We start from the raw sequence: 15,652 nt of genomic DNA on the forward strand, positions 1-15,652 counted from the left end.
ATGCGCGTGCTGCTGCACACGCCGCTAAAGCCGCCCGACAGCGCCGTGCCTTCCGGCGATCGAGAGATGGCGCGGGGGTTCGCGCGCCTGCTGCAGCGGCTCGGCCATCGCGTTGTGATGCCGCCGCTGAGCCGCGTGGCGCCGGGCGTGCCGCCGCCGGAAGCACATCTCGCACTGGAACGGCGCGCCAGGGCGCAGGCGGCACGGCTGATCGCGCGCTGGCGCGCGCTGCCGGCCAGCCATCCCGAACGCTTCGATCTCTGGTTCACCTACCATTGCTACTACCGCAAGCCCGACTGGCTGGGGCCCGAGGTGACGCGCTCGCTCGGCATGCCCTATGTGATCGCCGAGGCGAGCCACGCACCACGCCGCACCCAAGGGCCGACCCGACTCGGCCATCGCACCGTCGAACGCGCGCTGGCTGCCGCCGACCTGGTGCTGACGGTCAATCCCCGCGACGTCGCCGGCGTGCGGGCGCGGCTCAGGCCCGGCGCCCGCCAGCTCCGGCTGCCTCCCTTCATCGACACGGCGCCCTTTCGCGCCATCGTGCCCAGGCCGGTGAACGATCCACCCATGCTGCTCAGCGTCGGCATGATGCGCACCCGCGACAAGCTCGAGTCCTATCGCGTGCTGGCAGAGGCCCTGGCGCTGCTGAAGGACCGGAAATGGCAGGCGCTTCTCGTCGGCGATGGGCCGGCACGCGCCCAGATCGAGGCGCTGATGGCACCATTTGGCGCCCGCGTGCGCTTCGCCGGCGCGGTGCCTCACGCCGATCTACCGGCGCTTTATGCGGCGTCGGACCTTTACCTTTGGCCCGCGATCAACGAAGCCTACGGCATGGCCTTTCTCGAAGCCCAGGCCTCGGGCCTGCCCGTGGTCGCCGGCCGCACCGGCGGCGTGCCGGCGGTGGTGGCCGATGGCGTCACTGGCCTGCTGACGCCGATCGGCGATGCTCCGGCTTTTGCCGCCGCTGTTGCGCGGCTGCTCGACTCGCCGGCCGAGCGCGCGCGCCTGGGCGCCGCCGCCGCGGCCCGCGTGGCGGCGCATCACGACGAGCGCGCGGCGGCCCATGCGCTGGCCGTGGCGCTCAAGACGCTAAGGGGAGGTACTCTCACATGAGCGCCGTGCCCTTCGCGCTCCTGCGCCATGCGCCGACCGAGTGGAATGCCGCAGGCCGTCTCCAGGGCCTCACCGATACCTGCCTCAGCCCCGAAGGCGAGGCGGCAGCGCGACGCTGGCGACTGCCGGCGCCGGCCGACGGCTGGAAGCGGATGTCCAGTCCGCTGCAGCGCGCCCGGTGCACAGCTGAGCTGCTGCAGCCCTCTGCTGCCGTGACCGTCGATTCGGCGTTACGCGAGATGAGCTTCGGCGTCTGGGAGGGCCGCACCCTGGCCGAGCTGCGCGTCGCGGGCGGTACCGCCTTCGCGGCTGCAGAAGCGGCCGGGCTCGACTTCCAGCCACCGGGCGGCGAGTCGCCGCGTACGGCGATGGCCCGCATCGGCCTCTGGGCCGGCTCTATCGCCCAGGCGGGCGAGCCCGTGGTCGCGGTTTCGCACAAAGCCGCCATCCGCGCCCTGCTGGCGCTGGCGACCGGCTGGAACATGCTGGGCCGGCCGCCGCACAAACTCGACTGGCGCTCGGTTCATTTCTTCGTTGTGCACGACGACGGGCGGGTCGCGGTCGAACGCCTGAATGTGCCGCTCGAAGGTGCTTCGTGAAGAAGCGCGTCTTTTTCTACGTGCAGCACCTCCTGGGCATCGGTCATCTGCGTCGTGCCGCGACACTGGCGCGGGCGATGGCAGGTGGCGGCTTCGACGTGCTGCTGGTTTCCGGTGGGGCGCCGACCGACGGGCTGGCGCTGGGCGGCGCACGCTTCCATCAACTGCCACCGTTGCGCGCTGCCGATGCGCGGCTGAAGGAGCTGGCGCGGCTCGACGGCACGCCGCTCGACCATGCCTTTCGCGCCGAGCGGACGCGCCGCCTGCTCGACCTGTTCCGGTCAGAGGCGCCCGACGTGCTGATGACCGAGCAGTTTCCCTTCGGCCGCACGCAACTCCGGTTCGAGCTGCTGCCGCTTCTCGAGGCGGCGCGGGACCAGCCATCGCCGCCGTGGATCGTGTCGTCGGTGCGCGACGTCGTGCGGCGCTCGGCGTCGCCCGACCGGGTCGACGAGACGGTGGCGACCTTCGAAGCCTTCGACGCGCTGCTGATCCATGCCGATCCTGCTCTCGTACGCTTCGAGGAGAGTTTTCCGGCCTGGGACGATGTGAAAGCACGGGCACTCTACACCGGTTATGTCGCCGACTCCGACCCCGCGCCGGCGCCGCACGGCGATGCCCCGTCAAGTCTGGTGGGCAAAGGTGAGGTGATCGTGTCGGCAGGCGGCGGCGCGGTCGGCGTGCCGCTGCTTCGCGCCGCCTTGAAAGCCCGGCCGATGACGGCGCTCGCCGACCGGCGCTGGCGCCTGCTGGTCGGACCGAACGTGCCCGCCGCCGATCGGGCCGATCTGGCCAAAGCCGCCAGTCCGGGCATCGTCGTCGAGCCGACACGCGACGATTTCCCGACCTTGCTGCAGAACGCGGCGCTGTCGATTTCCCAGGCTGGCTACAACACCGTGATCGAGACACTGTGCCACGCCGACCGCGCCGTGCTGGTGCCCTTCGGCACCGTACGCGAGACCGAGCAGGCCGATCGTGCCCGTCTCCTCGTCGAGCGCGGCATGGTCGCCTCTGTGCCGCCCGACAGCCTGTCGCCCGAGACTTTGGCCGCCGCCGTCGCCGCGGCATGGGCCGGTCCGTCGATCCGCAGCTTCCCGCCAGTCGATGCGCGGGGTGGACTGGCAACGGTCGAGGCGCTGCGCCAGATGGTGACGTCATGAGCAACTGGCAGGCGCTCGAGCGCGAACTCGAGCACTGGCGCGCCGCCGGCCGCACCGCCGAACTGTGGTGGCGCGACGACGATGCCGCCGATGCCGGCCCGGAGCTCGACCGGCTGCTCGCACTCCATCGCGAGACCGCGATGCCGTTGGCCCTGGCGGTCGTGCCCGCGCGCGCGACATCGGCCCTGGCCGGGCGCCTCGCCGCCGAGCCTGACGTCGACCTGCTCCAGCATGGCTACGCCCACGTCAATCACGCGATGCCAGGCGAAGGAAAGAAGATCGAGCTCGGCCTGCACCGCCCGGCCATGATCGTGCTGGGTGAGCTCGGCACCGGCTGGCTGGCGCTGGAACGGCTGTTTGGCAATCGCCCGCTCAGTGTCATGGTGCCGCCTTGGAACCGTATCGCGCCGGTCCTGGTGCCGACCCTGCCGGAGATCGGTTTCACCGGGCTCTCGACTTTCGGCGCGCGGGCCCGTGCCCAACCAGTGCGCGGCTTGCGCCAGGTCAATACCCACGTCGACCTGATCGACTGGAAGGGGGAGCGCGGCTTCGCCGGCGAGGAGGCGTGCCTTGCAGTGCTGGTGACGTCGCTCGCCCGGTCGCGGACCGACAGCGGGGAACCCGTAGGGCTTCTAAGCCATCATCTTGCGATGGACGGCCGGGCATGGGATTTCCTAAGGTCATTCTGGGAAAGAACAAGAACGATGTCGGGCCTGCGCGTGCGCCCGGCGCACGAGCTGTTCGCGGCCAAGAATTCCGAGGGAGGGGAGGCGCGCGCTTGAGTTCTGCCGAACTACGCTATCCGCGCCAGACGCTGTGGGCCGACTATCTGCGTGCTGCGGCGGGCGTCCTGCTGTGTGGCGCGCCCCTGCTGCTGCTCGACGTCAACCGCTGGCTGGCGGGGCTCCTGTTGGCCGGATTCCTGCTGTTCGCCCTGTTCCTGGCGCGCACCGCACTCCGGCACCACACGCGCTATGTCCTGGGGCCGGACACGCTTTGCGCCGACGGGCCGGCCGGGACGCTGGTGGAATGGGCACGGCTCGATCGCCTGAAGCTCAGCTATTTCTCGACCAAGCGCGACCGGTCCGACGGCTGGATGCAGCTCAGTATCGGCTCGACCGGGGGACGCATGGTGAAGGTCGATTCCTCACTCGACGGTTTTCACGATATCGTCGAGCGGGCGGCACGGGCCGCCGAGGCCGGCGGCGTCGGCCTGAGCGAGGCGACGCGGGCCAATCTGAGGTCGATGGGAATTTCGGTGGCGGGTCAGGAAGAATTGGCATGAAGGATCTGCTGCGCGTCGAGAACCTGACCGTCGACTTCGGCGTCCATGAAGGAATCCTTCGGGCCGTCGACAATGTCTCGTTTTCGATCCCGCCCGGTGGCACGCTGGCCCTGGTGGGCGAGTCGGGTTCCGGCAAGTCGGTGTGCAGCCAGGCCATCATGGGCCTGCTGCCGCGTACCGCCACGGTCTCGTCCGGCTCGATCCTGTTCGAGGATCCACGCGCCGGCGGCGGCCCGATCGACATCGCCAAGCTCGATCGCACCGGCCCCGAGATCCGGCGCATCCGGGGCGGGCAGATTTCCATCATCTTCCAGGAGCCGATGACGTCGCTGTCGGCGCTGCATACCGTGGGCGATCAGATCGGCGAAGCCGTCGAGCTGCACGGCGGCAGCCGGTTCAGCGAACTCCATTCGCTGGGCGACCAGATCGGCGAGGCGGCGCGCAATAATGGCCGCAAGCTCGGCCGCGCCGAGATCGACGAGCTGACGCGCGACATGCTGCGCATGGTCGGTTTCCCCGATCCCAAGCGGGCACTCAGAACCTACCCGTTCGAGCTTTCGGGCGGCCTGCGCCAGCGCGCCATGATCGCCATGGCCCTGGTTTGCCGGCCGGCATTGCTGATCGCCGACGAGCCGACGACGGCGCTCGACGTCACCATCCAGGCCCAGATCCTGCGCCTCATGAAGGATCTGCAGAAGGAATTGGGCATGGCGCTGCTGATGATCACCCACGATCTCGGGGTGGTCGCCAACGTCGCCGACGACGTGGTCGTGATGTATCGCGGCAAAGTCGTCGAATCGGGCGACCTGCACGATATCTTCCGCGACCCGCAGCATCCCTATCTCAAGGCGCTGCTGCATGCGGTGCCGCGGTTCGACATGAAGCCCGGCGAGCGGCTGCAGCCGATCCGCGAGATCACCGCTGCAACCGGCCATCTCCTGAAGGAGAAGGCCCAGACCGCGCCGACGGCCAGCTTCAACCCCGCCGCGCCGGTGCTCAAGGTCAGGCATCTCAGCAAGACCTTTCGCATCCGCAAGGCCGACACACTGATCGAATCGCTGATGGGCGGTGGCACCACGCGCACCATCCGCGCGGTCAATGACGTCAGCTTCGACGTCCAGCGTGGCGAGTGCCTCGGCCTGGTGGGCGAGTCGGGCTGCGGCAAGACCACGCTCAGCAAGATGCTGATGCGGGGCATCTCGGCCGATCCCAACGAGGGCGCCGGCCGGGTTGTCTATGACGACTGGGGCCGCAAGGTCGACGTCATGATGCTAGAGGGCAACGACCTGGACCGCTTCCGCACCAAGCTGCAGTTCATCTTCCAGGACCCGTTCGGCTCGCTCAATCCACGCATGACCGTCTACGACATCCTGGTCGAGCCGCTGATCATTCACGGCATCGGCGACGATGCCTACCGCCGCGAGATGGTGAGCGAGCTGATGGAGATGGTCGGCCTCGACCGCCGCCACCTCAGTCGCTACCCGCACTCCTTCTCCGGCGGCCAGCGCCAGCGCATCGGCATCGCGCGTTCGCTGGCGCTCAGGCCCGACATGGTGATCTGCGACGAGCCGGTCTCGGCGCTCGACGTGTCGATCCAGGCCCAGATCCTGAACCTGCTCAAGGACCTGCAGAAGCAGCTCGGCCTCACCTACCTCTTCATCTCGCACAACCTCGCCGTGGTCGATTACATCGCCGACCGTATCGCCGTGATGTGCGCCGGCCGTCTGGTCGAGCTGGCGCCGGCGGGCGAACTGTTCCGCCGGCCCCTGCATCCCTACACCAGGGCGTTGCTGTCGGCGGTGCCGATGCCCGATCCCCGGCACCGCCTCGATCTCGGCGCGCTGATGGAGGGCAAGGCCTCGGACCCGGCGGCCTGGCCGGAACCGTTCAGGGATACCGGAAAGGAAACGCTTTTCTGGACCGAGGCCGAGCCGGGGCATTACGTCCGCGCCGCGCGGGGAGGCGCCTGAGCATGCTCAATTTCATCGTGCGCCGCGTGCTGCTGATGGTCCCGACCCTGTTCGTCATCAGCGCCCTCGTCTACTTCATCATCGACCTGCCGCCCGGCGATTGCGTAACCTCGCAGATCGACGAGCTGCTGGCGCGCGGCGATGCCGATGCGCTGGTACGCGCCGACGAACTGCGCGCACTCTATGGCCTCGACCAGCCCCTGTGGCAGCGCTACTTCGAATGGGTCGGCGGCATCTTCCGCTGGGACTTCGGCCTCAGCTGCCAGGATACCGTGCCGGTATCCGAGCTGATCGGCGAGCGCATGGCACTCACGCTGATCATGGAATCCTCGACCATCGCCTTCATCTGGATCGTCTCGTTCGTCATCGGCGTCTATGCCGCCACCCACCAGTACCGGATGGGCGATTACGTCGCCTCTTTCATCGGCTTCGTCGGTCTCTCGGTACCGAACTTCCTGCTGGCCCTGGTGCTGCTCTATGTCGGCAAGGTCTATTTCGGCCTGTCGATCGGCGGCCTGATGGATCCCGAATACATCGACAAGCCGTTCAGCTGGGGCAAGTTCGTCTCGGTGGCCGAGCACCTCATCATCCCGGTGATCGTCATCGGCATGTCCGGCACCGCCGGCATGATCCGACGGCTGCGCGCCAACCTGCTCGACGAACTGCAGAAGCAGTATGTCGTCACCGGCCGGGCCAAGGGGCTGCCGCCGATGCGCCTGCTGATCAAGTATCCACTGCGCCATGCCATCAACCCGTTCGTGGCCGATATCGGCGGCCTGCTGCCCGACGTCATCTCGGGCTCGGTCATCGTCTCTGTCGTGCTGTCGCTGCCCACCACCGGACCGATGCTGCTGGGCGCGCTGAAAACCCAAGATGTAAACCTCGCCGCCACCTTCCTGCTGTTCGTGGCGGTGCTGACGGTGATCGGCATGCTGATCTCGGACCTGGCGCTGGCCGCGCTGGATCCACGCATCCGCTTCGGCGCCACGTCGGAAAAGTGAGGCGGACATGACCGACCAATCCTCGACGCCGCCGACTCGCACCCCGCACTTCGTCAGCCAGGAGAAATGGGATCCCTACGTCGCCGAGCGCCTGACCGCCGATCAGGAAAAGTACTACATGGCCGGCCAGTGGAAGCTGATGTGGTGGCGCTTCCGCAAGCATCGGCCGGCCGTGGTCTCGATGGTCTTCCTGGCGCTGATGTATTTCTCCACCGCCATCAGCGAGTGGATCGCGCCCTACGACCTACACAGCCGCCACTCGGCCTACATCTTCGCGCCGCCGCAGTCGGTCCATCTGTTCCACGAGGGCAAGTTCCTCGGGCCCTTCGTCTACGGCCTGAAGACCGACCGCGATCCCGACACGCTGCAACGCGTCTATACCGCGGACCTCGCCAAGCCGATGCCGCTCCGGTTCTTCTGTAGCGGCGCGCCCTACGAATTCTGGGGCATGATCGACGCCTCGTTCCATTTCGTCTGTCCGCCCGAAGGTGGCCAGTTCTTCTGGCTGGGCACCGACCGGTTGGGACGCGATCTGTTCAGCCGTATCGTCTATGCCGCACGCATCTCGCTCACCATCGGCATCATCGGCATCACGCTATCCTTCGTGTTGGCGTTGGTGCTGGGCGGGCTGGCGGGCTACTACGGCGGCTGGATCGACAGCGTCGTCCAGCGCATCACCGAGATCATCAAGAGCTTCCCGCACCTGCCGCTTTGGCTGGCGTTGTCGGCGGCGCTGCCGGTGACCTGGTCGCCGCTGGTAATCTATTTCGGCATTACCATCATCCTGGCGCTACTCGACTGGCCGGGGCTAGGGCGCGCCGTGCGCTCCAAGCTCTTATCGTTGCGCGAGGAGGACTATGCCGCCGCCGCCCAGATGATGGGTGCCAAGCCCGCCCGTATCATCGGCCGCCATCTGCTGCCCGGTTTCATGAGCCACCTCATCGCCTCGGCGACGCTATCCATTCCCTCGATGATCCTGGCCGAGACGGCGCTCAGCTTCCTCGGCCTCGGCCTCCGGCCGCCCATCACCTCGTGGGGTGTGCTGCTGAACGAGGCGACGGACATCAATGTCGTGGCCGTGAACTGGTGGCTGATGCTGCCTGTCGTGCCCGTGGTCCTGGTCATCCTGGCTTACCAGTTCATGGGCGACGGAATGAGAGACGCGGCTGATCCCTACGCCTAAGCGCAAAGCGCTTGGGCGTGGCGGGCGGCAGGGGCTGCAATCAGCCCTGAGAGCCCGTGCGCTTCAGAACGGATAAGGCTTCCGACTCCTCCGGCCCATGAGCCGGAGCACCTCTCCATGTGAATAAGGAGGAGGGCACAATCCTAACCTTTTGATTTTGGCTCATAAATTCACATTCACTACCAAAAACGAGTGTGATTAAAAAATCACACTAATGCCCCAATTGGGTCTAGCGACGGCCACGCGGGGTTTCCATCTTGGTCTTGTATCTCCCCCGAACGTGGTTCCCCCCAAAGGCCACGTTCTAGCCTCTTCGGAGGCGCTTCGGCCGTCCTCTCATTCTCCCCCGAGAGGGCGGCCTTTTTCTTTTCCGGCCCCCTCCAGCCGTCATGCTACGACGGCGCCACAGATGGCGACCTCCCTTCTCGAAGTGGCAGATCTTGCCTGCCGCCGCGGCGGCCGGAAGGTGTTCGAGCGCCTGTCCTTCAGCCTCGCCGCCGGTGAGATGCTTACACTCATGGGCCGCAACGGCAGCGGCAAGACCACGCTCCTGCGGGCGCTGGCCCTGCTGGTCCGCCCCGAGGTCGGGATGATCCACTGGCAGGGCGTCGATGTCCGGGCCGAGCCCGAAGCCTGGCGCGGCCGGATCGCCTGGCTGGGCCACCTCGAGGGCCTGAAGGGCGATCTGTCCGTCGCCGAGAATCTGCTGTCCGCGGAGCGCCTGCGTGGGGTGCCGTCCGCCGAGGATCGGCTCGACAGCGCCCTGGTTGCCTTCGATCTCTCGTCACTCGCGGCGCGTGCCGTGCGCACGCTCTCGGCTGGCCAGCGTCGTCGCACGGCGCTCGCCCGCGTGGTCCTGGCCCAGGCACCGCTCTGGCTGCTCGATGAGCCACTGAATGCTCTCGATGTCCCGGCGCAGGCGGCCTTCCGTGCCGCCCTCGAAAAGCATCTCGCCGCTGGCGGCCTTGCCATCGCTGCCACCCACGCCAATCTCGGCGTTGCCGGTCGCATGCTCGAATTGAGCAGGCAGACATGAGCGGCTTCGCGGCCCTCGTCTCGCGCGACCTGCGGCTGGTGTGGCGCCGGCCCGGTGACGTCGCCGTTGTGCTGGCCTTCTTCGTCGTCGCCACCACGCTCTTTCCGCTCGGCATCGGACCCGAGGCCAATGTGCTGGCCCGCATCGCTTCCGGCGTCCTCTGGTGCGCCGCGCTGTTCGCCGCGCTCCTGTCGCTCGACCGGCTGTTCGCTGCCGACTTCGAGGACGGCACGCTCGATCTCCTGCTGCTGGCGCCCTGGCCGCTCGAGTTGGCCGCGCTCGCCAAGTGCGGTGCTCACTGGATTGTGACCGGCCTGCCGCTCGCCCTTCTGGCGCCGTTCCTGGGCGTCGCCTTCGGCCTGGATCGAGACAGCCTGCTGGCGCTTGCCGCCACTTTGCTGGTCGGCACGCCTACCCTGTCGCTGATCGGCGGCCTCGCCGCGGCGCTCACCCTGGGGGCGCGCAAATCCGGCGCCCTGTTGGCCCTGCTGGCTTTGCCGCTCTGTGTGCCCACCCTCATCTTCGGCGCCGGTGCGGTCGAGGCGTTGGCAACGGGGGGCGATTTCGGCGCCCATCTCGCGGTCCTGGCGGCGCTGGCCCTGGTGGCTTTGGCCACCACGCCGTGGGCGATTGCCGCGGCCTTGCGGCAAGCGGGCGAATAGACTCATGCCAGTGTTTGGATAGATAGAGCGTTTGGATAGATAGAGCAGATGGCCGACTTGCACTTCCTCGCCAATCCCGCGCGCTTCCGGCGATTCAGCCAGCGCGTGCTGCCGAGCCTCGCCTTCGCGACCGCGCTGATGTTGTTGGTCGGCCTCTACATGGCGCTGATCCAGTCGCCGCCCGACTACCAGCAGGGCGACACGGTGCGCATCATGTTCGTGCATGTCCCGTCCGCCTGGCTCGCCATGGCAGGCTACGCGCTGCTGGCCGGGCTGGGCGCCGCGCTGCTGATCTGGCGCCATCCGCTGGCCGCCCTGATGGCGCGCGCGTCGGCGCCCGTCGGGGCCGGCTTCTGCGCGGTCTGTTTGCTCACCGGGTCGCTGTGGGGCCGGCCGATGTGGGGCGCCTACTGGGTGTGGGACGCGCGCCTCACCTCGATGCTGCTGCTGTTCTTCCTCTACCTCGGCCACATCGCCTTGAGCCGCGCCTACGACGAGCCCGAGCGCGGCGATCGCGCTGCCGCCATCCTGGCGCTGATCGGCGTCGTCAACCTGCCGATCATCAAATTCTCCGTCGACTGGTGGAACACGCTGCACCAGCCCGCCTCGGTCGCGCGCCTCGGCGGCCCCAGCATCCATCCCTCGATCCTGATTCCGCTGCTCTGGATGGCGGTGACCTTGTTCATGTTGTTCGTGCTGCTGGTTCTCCTGCGCACCGACACCGAGATCGATCGCCGCCGGCTCGAGAACGCGGAGCAGCAGGCATGAGCAACCACGCCGTCTATGTGATGTCGGCCTATCTGGTGGCGCTGGTGATCCTGGGCGGCTTGCTCATCTCCTCGCTCGCCGCCCGCCAGCGCGTGCGCCGCGAGCTTTCCGCGCGAGGATTGGATCGCAAAAGATGACACCGAAGCGCAAGCGCCTGTGGCTGGTCGTAAGCTCGCTCGCCGTGCTGGGCTTTGCCGCCACGCTGGTGCTGACGGCGCTCAACGACAACATCGTCTTCTTCTATTCCCCGACCCAAATCGCGGAGAAGCAGATCCCGCCGGAACGCCGCTTCCGCATGGGCGGCCTGGTCGAGGCCGGCAGCGTGCAGAAGTCCGCCGACGGCCAGACGACGCGCTTCCGCGTCACCGACACCAACAAGACCGTCGACGTCGTCTACCGCGGCCTGCTGCCCGATCTTTTCCGCGAAGGGCAGGGGGTTGTGGCCGAGGGTTCGCTGGGCGCTGACGGCGTGTTCGTCGCGCGCGAAGTACTGGCAAAGCACGACGAAACCTACATGCCTCCTGAGGTCGCCAAGGCGATCAAGGATGCCGGGCAATGGAAGGACGGGAAGAAGTGACACAACGTGAAATTTGTCATCCTGAGCGAAGCGAAGGATCCTTCGCTGCGCTCAGGATGACAAAGGTTGTGGAGCATCGGCGTTGATTCCGGAACTGGGCCATTTTGCATTGATCCTCGCGCTGGCCGTCGCCCTGGTGCAGGGAATCTTGCCGTTGCTGGGCGCATCGCGCGGCGACATCCGGCTGATGGATCTGGGAAGAACCGCCGCTCTCACGCAGGCGCTGCTCGTCTTCGTCGCTTTCGGCGCGCTCACGCAAGCCTACGTCACGTCCGACTTCTCCGTCGTCAACGTCGTCGCCAACTCGCACTCGGCCAAGCCGCTGCTCTACAAGATCTCCGGCGTCTGGGGGAATCACGAAGGTTCGATGCTTCTGTGGGCCCTGATCCTCGCCCTGTTCGGCGCCGCCGTCGCGGTCTTTGGCGCGGGCCTGCCCGACACCTTGCGCGCCCGCGTGCTCGCCATCCAGGCGCTGATCGGTGTCGGCTTCCTCGCCTTCCTGCTCTTCACCTCCAACCCCTTCGAGCGCGTCTCGCCGGCGCCGCTGGACGGCAACGGCCTCAACCCGCTCCTGCAGGACCCCGGCCTCGCCTTCCATCCGCCGCTGCTTTACCTCGGCTACGTCGGCTTCTCCGTCACCTACGCCTTCGCCATCGCCGCGCTGCTCGAAGGAAGGGTGGACGCCGCCTGGGCGCGCTGGGTGCGGCCCTGGACCCTGGCCGCCTGGTGCTTCCTGACGCTCGGCATCGCGCTGGGGTCGTGGTGGGCCTACTACATCCTCGGCTGGGGCGGCTTCTGGTTCTGGGATCCGGTCGAGAACGCCTCACTGATGCCGTGGCTCGCCGGCACGGCGCTGCTGCATTCCGCCATCGTCGTCGAGAAGCGCGATTCGCTGAAGAGCTGGACCGTGCTGCTGGCCATCCTCGCTTTCTCGCTGTCGCTGCTCGGCACCTTCCTCGTCCGCTCCGGCGTGCTCACTTCGGTCCACGCCTTCGCCCAGGACCCGGCGCGCGGCATGTTCATCCTCGCCTTCCTGCTGCTGGTCACCGGCGGCGGCCTCGCGCTTTATGCGTGGCGGGCGCCCAGGCTGACGCCGGGCGGCATGTTCCAGCCGGTCAGCCGCGAGGGCGCACTGATCCTGAACAACCTGCTGCTCTGCACGCTGGCGGCCACGGTGCTGCTGGGCACGCTCTACCCGCTGTTCCTCGACCTGCTCACCGGCAACAAGGTCTCGGTCGGCCCGCCCTTCTTCAACGCCACCTTCGTGCCGATCTGCGCGCCGCTGTTCGCCGCCCTTTGCGTCGGCCCCTATCTCGGCTGGAAGCGGGCCGAGATCTGGCCAGCGCTGCTGAAACTGCGCGTGGCCTTCATTGCCGCCGTGGTCGCCGCCATCGTCGCCGCCACCGCCATCGACGGCCGCGCCACGCTCGCCGCGCTCGCCTTCGGCTTCGGCGTCTGGCTGATCGTGGGCAGCCTCGGCGAATTCGCCCAGCGCCTCGCCCGCACCGGCTACCGGATGCCGCCGCGCGCCGCGCTGGGCATGACCATCGCCCATGCCGCCATGGGCGTCGTCGTGCTGGGTGCCGTCGGCACCGGTGCCTGGAATTCCGAGCTGATGCAAACGATGAAGCCCGGCGACCGCGCTCAATTCCACGGCTTCGACGTAAAACTGGAGCGCATGGAGAGCCTGCAGGGCCCCAACTACATCGCCGAGCGCGCCACGCTTGCCGTCAGCGTCGGCGGCAAGTCCTACACCGTCCTTCAGCCGGAGCGCCGCCTGTTCGCGGTGCAGCGCCGCCAGGTCGCCGAGACCGCCATCCACACCAATCTGTTGCGCGATCTCTACGCGACCCTGGGCGAGGGCGAGGCCGCCAACGGCTGGGTGATCCGCCTCTACTACAATCCGCTGGCGCCCTGGATCTGGCTCGGCGCCGCGCTCTGCGCGCTGGGCGGCTTCGTTTCGCTCTCGGATCGCCGGCTGCGCGTCGGTGCCCCTCAAGGTGGCAAGAGGGCGCGGACGCGGCCGATCGCTCACCCCGCCGAATGAACCGCCGGCTTCTCTTCCTCCTGCCGCTGGCGACGCTCGCGCTGATGGCGGGGTTCTTCGCCTGGTCGCTGCTGGCCGGCCGCGATCCGGCGTCGATCGGCTCGGTGCTGGTCGGCCGCCCGGCGCCGCGGCTCGAGGTCAAGGCCCTGCGCGACGATGAACCACCGCTCACCGACGCGCTGCTCCGGACCGGCAAGCCAACCATCGTGAATTTCTTCGCCAGCTGGTGCACGCCTTGCCTCGCCGAGCATCCGCTGTTCACGCGGCTCGCCACGCGCGACGGCGCCGTCATCGTCGGCGTCGCCTGGAAGAACAAGCCTCCGGAGGCGCGGGCCTGGCTGAAGCGGCTGGGCGATCCCTACAAATTCGCCGGCGCCGACCTCGACGGCCGTACCGGCCTCGACTGGGGCCTCTCCGGCGTGCCCGAGACCTATCTCGTCGACGGCCAGGGCATCGTCCGCCGCCACTTCCGCGGCCCGATCACCGAGCGCGACGTGAACGAGACGATCCTGCCGTTCCTGAAGGGCGCGAAGTGATGCGCACCGTCGCCGTCCTCCTCGCCACTCTGCTGCTCGCGTGGCCGGCGCTGGCCGTAGAGCCCTCGGAGATGCTTCAGGATCCGTCGCTGGAGTCGCGGGCGAGAGACATCGGCCGGTCCCTGCGCTGCGTCGTCTGCCAGAACCAGTCGATCGACGATTCCAATGCCGAGGTGGCGCGCGACATGCGCCGCGCCGTGCGCGAGCGGCTGACGGCGGGCGACGACGACCAAAAAGTCTTCGCCTACATGGTCGCGCGCTACGGCGACTACGTCTTGCTGAAGCCGCCGTTCAAGGCGGGCACCTGGGCGCTGTGGCTGGGCGGGCCGCTGGTCTTGATCGTCGCGGGCGGCCTGCTGCTGATGGCGGCGCGCCGTCGCAAGCCGATCCCGCCGCCCGTGCCGCTGAGCGACGAGGAGCAGCGCCGCCTCGATGCGCTGCTGAAGCCCTGATGCTCGAATTCCTCCTTGCGCTCCTCACCACCGTGACGGTCGGTGCCCTGCTGGTGCCGCTGCTGCGCACCAGTGCCCGCAGGACCGAGCGGCTGGACAGCGCGCTCCAGATCTATCGCGACCAGCTGGCCGAGATCGAGCGCGCGCGCGCCGACGGCACGACGCCGGAGACCGAGGCGGCCGCCGCCCGCATCGAGGTCGAGCGACGGATTCTCGCCGCCGCCAATGCTGCCGATGCCGCGACGCCAAAAGACTCTTCGGCGCTCCACCGCTTCCTGCCGCCGGCGCTCGCGCTCCTGATCCCGCTGCTGGCGTTGGGCGTCTATCTCAACGTCGGCCGCCCCGGCCTTCCGGCGGCGCCCTTCGGCACGCGCCCCGCCGCCGACCACCCCAATCCAAACGAGCAGATGACGCCCGAGCGCCTGCTGGCCGAGGCCCGCGCCCGTCTTGCCCAGCAGCCCGACGATCCCGACGCCCTCTCCGCGCTGGGCGAGGCGCTCGTGCTCGAAGCCGACGGCTCGGTGACGCCTGAAGCCATAGAAGCCTTCAACAAGGCGCTGGCCCAACGGCCCGACGATCCGCGCGCCCACTATTATCTCGGCCTGCACGAGGCCCAGAGCGGCGACTCGAAGGCCGCGGTCGCGCGCTGGCAGGCGCTGGAGGCCAGGAGCCCGCCGGAGGCGCCGTGGCTGCCGATGCTGCGCGCCGAGATCGCGCGTGTCTCGAGAGCGGCCGGGATGCCCGCGCCGCAGGCGCAAACTGGCATGCCCACCCCGACGCGCGACCAGGTCGAGGCGATGCAGAGCTTGAACCCCGAGCAGCGCCAGCAGGCGATCCGCTCGATGGTCGAGGGTCTCGATCTCAGGCTGAAGGAAAACCCCGGCGACCGCGCCGGCTGGCTGCGCCTCGCCAACGCCTGGCGCGTGCTGGGCGAGAACGCCAAGGCCGCCGACGCCTATGCCAAGGCCGATGCGCTGGGTCCGCTCGACACCAAGACGCTCACCGACTGGGCCGAGGCCCATGTCCGCCAGATCGCTCCCGGCGCGCCGCCGCCGCCCGAGGCCGTGGCCGTGCTGGAGCGGTTGGAGAAGGCCGAGCCGCGCAACGCGCTGGCGCTCTTCTATCTCGGCGCCGCGTCGTTCGCCGCCGGCGACAAGCCGGCCGCGCTCCGGCGCTGGAAGACGCTGCTTCAGTTGCTGCCGGCCGATGCGCCGATCCGCGGCCTGCTGGAGGAGCGGATCAAGGCGGCGGAGTAGG

Annotated in this window: 17 protein-coding genes; all 17 read left to right on the forward strand. The window is 68.4% G+C overall.

What is annotated here, in order from left to right:
- The 17 genes from EPO55_RS24755 to ccmI all read left to right on the forward strand — a co-directional run bounded on the left by EPO55_RS24755 (position 1) and on the right by ccmI (position 15,651).
- Positions 1–1,119, forward strand: a complete 1,119-nt coding sequence (locus EPO55_RS24755) for a glycosyltransferase family 4 protein (RefSeq protein WP_296340162.1) — start codon at positions 1–3, stop codon at positions 1,117–1,119.
- Positions 1,116–1,718 (forward strand): histidine phosphatase family protein, encoded by a 603-nt coding sequence (locus tag EPO55_RS24760; RefSeq protein ID WP_296340165.1) that lies wholly within the window; start codon positions 1,116–1,118, stop codon positions 1,716–1,718. The genes EPO55_RS24755 and EPO55_RS24760 overlap by 4 nt, the downstream gene beginning before the upstream one ends.
- A complete protein-coding gene (locus tag EPO55_RS24765; protein WP_296340166.1) occupies positions 1,715–2,878 on the forward strand; it encodes a glycosyltransferase in 1,164 nt (387 codons plus the stop codon). Before EPO55_RS24760 ends, EPO55_RS24765 begins: the two co-directional genes overlap by 4 nt.
- Positions 2,875–3,660, forward strand: coding sequence for a polysaccharide deacetylase family protein (locus tag EPO55_RS24770; protein ID WP_296340167.1), 786 nt, complete (start codon positions 2,875–2,877; stop codon positions 3,658–3,660). The genes EPO55_RS24765 and EPO55_RS24770 overlap by 4 nt, the downstream gene beginning before the upstream one ends.
- Positions 3,657–4,163: a hypothetical protein gene (locus tag EPO55_RS24775; protein ID WP_296340169.1), complete on the forward strand. Its 507-nt coding sequence runs from the start codon at positions 3,657–3,659 to the stop codon at positions 4,161–4,163. Before EPO55_RS24770 ends, EPO55_RS24775 begins: the two co-directional genes overlap by 4 nt.
- A complete protein-coding gene (locus EPO55_RS24780; RefSeq protein ID WP_296340170.1) occupies positions 4,160–6,133 on the forward strand; it encodes an ABC transporter ATP-binding protein in 1,974 nt (657 codons plus the stop codon). Before EPO55_RS24775 ends, EPO55_RS24780 begins: the two co-directional genes overlap by 4 nt.
- A 2-nt stretch (positions 6,134–6,135) precedes the next feature.
- Positions 6,136–7,134 (forward strand): ABC transporter permease, encoded by a 999-nt coding sequence (locus tag EPO55_RS24785; protein WP_296340171.1) that lies wholly within the window; start codon positions 6,136–6,138, stop codon positions 7,132–7,134.
- 7 nt (positions 7,135–7,141) lie between these two features.
- The gene (locus tag EPO55_RS24790) at positions 7,142–8,317 is read left to right on the forward strand and encodes an ABC transporter permease (RefSeq protein WP_296340173.1); all 1,176 of its coding nucleotides are present in this window, start codon (positions 7,142–7,144) and stop codon (positions 8,315–8,317) included.
- A gap of 409 nt (positions 8,318–8,726) precedes the next feature.
- Positions 8,727–9,353: a heme ABC exporter ATP-binding protein CcmA gene (ccmA, locus tag EPO55_RS24795; protein WP_296340175.1), complete on the forward strand. Its 627-nt coding sequence runs from the start codon at positions 8,727–8,729 to the stop codon at positions 9,351–9,353.
- A complete protein-coding gene (ccmB, locus tag EPO55_RS24800; RefSeq protein WP_296340176.1) occupies positions 9,350–10,015 on the forward strand; it encodes a heme exporter protein CcmB in 666 nt (221 codons plus the stop codon). The genes ccmA and ccmB overlap by 4 nt, the downstream gene beginning before the upstream one ends.
- A gap of 48 nt (positions 10,016–10,063) precedes the next feature.
- Entirely contained in the window at positions 10,064–10,783 is a 720-nt protein-coding gene (locus EPO55_RS24805; RefSeq protein WP_296340177.1) for a heme ABC transporter permease, read from the forward strand.
- Complete coding sequence (gene ccmD, locus EPO55_RS24810) at positions 10,780–10,920, forward strand: heme exporter protein CcmD (protein WP_296340178.1); 141 nt, start codon at positions 10,780–10,782, stop codon at positions 10,918–10,920. Before EPO55_RS24805 ends, ccmD begins: the two co-directional genes overlap by 4 nt.
- On the forward strand, positions 10,917–11,360 hold the full coding sequence (gene ccmE / locus EPO55_RS24815; protein ID WP_296340179.1) for a cytochrome c maturation protein CcmE: 444 nt from the start codon (positions 10,917–10,919) through the stop codon (positions 11,358–11,360). The genes ccmD and ccmE overlap by 4 nt, the downstream gene beginning before the upstream one ends.
- A gap of 82 nt (positions 11,361–11,442) precedes the next feature.
- The gene (locus tag EPO55_RS24820) at positions 11,443–13,407 is read left to right on the forward strand and encodes a heme lyase CcmF/NrfE family subunit (protein WP_296340180.1); all 1,965 of its coding nucleotides are present in this window, start codon (positions 11,443–11,445) and stop codon (positions 13,405–13,407) included.
- The gene (locus tag EPO55_RS24825; RefSeq protein ID WP_296340181.1) at positions 13,404–13,943 is read left to right on the forward strand and encodes a DsbE family thiol:disulfide interchange protein; all 540 of its coding nucleotides are present in this window, start codon (positions 13,404–13,406) and stop codon (positions 13,941–13,943) included. Before EPO55_RS24820 ends, EPO55_RS24825 begins: the two co-directional genes overlap by 4 nt.
- Complete coding sequence (locus tag EPO55_RS24830; RefSeq protein ID WP_296340182.1) at positions 13,940–14,395, forward strand: cytochrome c-type biogenesis protein; 456 nt, start codon at positions 13,940–13,942, stop codon at positions 14,393–14,395. The genes EPO55_RS24825 and EPO55_RS24830 overlap by 4 nt, the downstream gene beginning before the upstream one ends.
- Positions 14,395–15,651 (forward strand): c-type cytochrome biogenesis protein CcmI, encoded by a 1,257-nt coding sequence (ccmI, locus tag EPO55_RS24835; RefSeq protein WP_296340183.1) that lies wholly within the window; start codon positions 14,395–14,397, stop codon positions 15,649–15,651. The genes EPO55_RS24830 and ccmI overlap by 1 nt, the downstream gene beginning before the upstream one ends.
- Position 15,652 lies beyond the last annotated feature (1 nt).

The organism is Reyranella sp. (assembly GCF_004296935.1).
In the GTDB taxonomy this organism is placed as follows: Bacteria; Pseudomonadota; Alphaproteobacteria; order Reyranellales; family Reyranellaceae; genus Reyranella.

Coding starts and splice junctions, on each gene's coding strand:
- EPO55_RS24780 (WP_296340170.1), top strand. CDS start 4,160: ATGAAGGATCTGCTGCGCGTCGAGAACCTGACCGTCGACTTCGGCGTC.
- ccmA (WP_296340175.1), top strand. CDS start 8,727: ATGGCGACCTCCCTTCTCGAAGTGGCAGATCTTGCCTGCCGCCGCGGC.
- ccmB (WP_296340176.1), top strand. CDS start 9,350: ATGAGCGGCTTCGCGGCCCTCGTCTCGCGCGACCTGCGGCTGGTGTGG.
- EPO55_RS24760 (WP_296340165.1), top strand. CDS start 1,116: ATGAGCGCCGTGCCCTTCGCGCTCCTGCGCCATGCGCCGACCGAGTGG.
- EPO55_RS24805 (WP_296340177.1), top strand. CDS start 10,064: ATGGCCGACTTGCACTTCCTCGCCAATCCCGCGCGCTTCCGGCGATTC.
- ccmE (WP_296340179.1), top strand. CDS start 10,917: ATGACACCGAAGCGCAAGCGCCTGTGGCTGGTCGTAAGCTCGCTCGCC.
- EPO55_RS24825 (WP_296340181.1), top strand. CDS start 13,404: ATGAACCGCCGGCTTCTCTTCCTCCTGCCGCTGGCGACGCTCGCGCTG.
- EPO55_RS24790 (WP_296340173.1), top strand. CDS start 7,142: ATGACCGACCAATCCTCGACGCCGCCGACTCGCACCCCGCACTTCGTC.
- ccmI (WP_296340183.1), top strand. CDS start 14,395: ATGCTCGAATTCCTCCTTGCGCTCCTCACCACCGTGACGGTCGGTGCC.
- EPO55_RS24755 (WP_296340162.1), top strand. CDS start 1: ATGCGCGTGCTGCTGCACACGCCGCTAAAGCCGCCCGACAGCGCCGTG.
- EPO55_RS24785 (WP_296340171.1), top strand. CDS start 6,136: ATGCTCAATTTCATCGTGCGCCGCGTGCTGCTGATGGTCCCGACCCTG.
- EPO55_RS24770 (WP_296340167.1), top strand. CDS start 2,875: ATGAGCAACTGGCAGGCGCTCGAGCGCGAACTCGAGCACTGGCGCGCC.
- ccmD (WP_296340178.1), top strand. CDS start 10,780: ATGAGCAACCACGCCGTCTATGTGATGTCGGCCTATCTGGTGGCGCTG.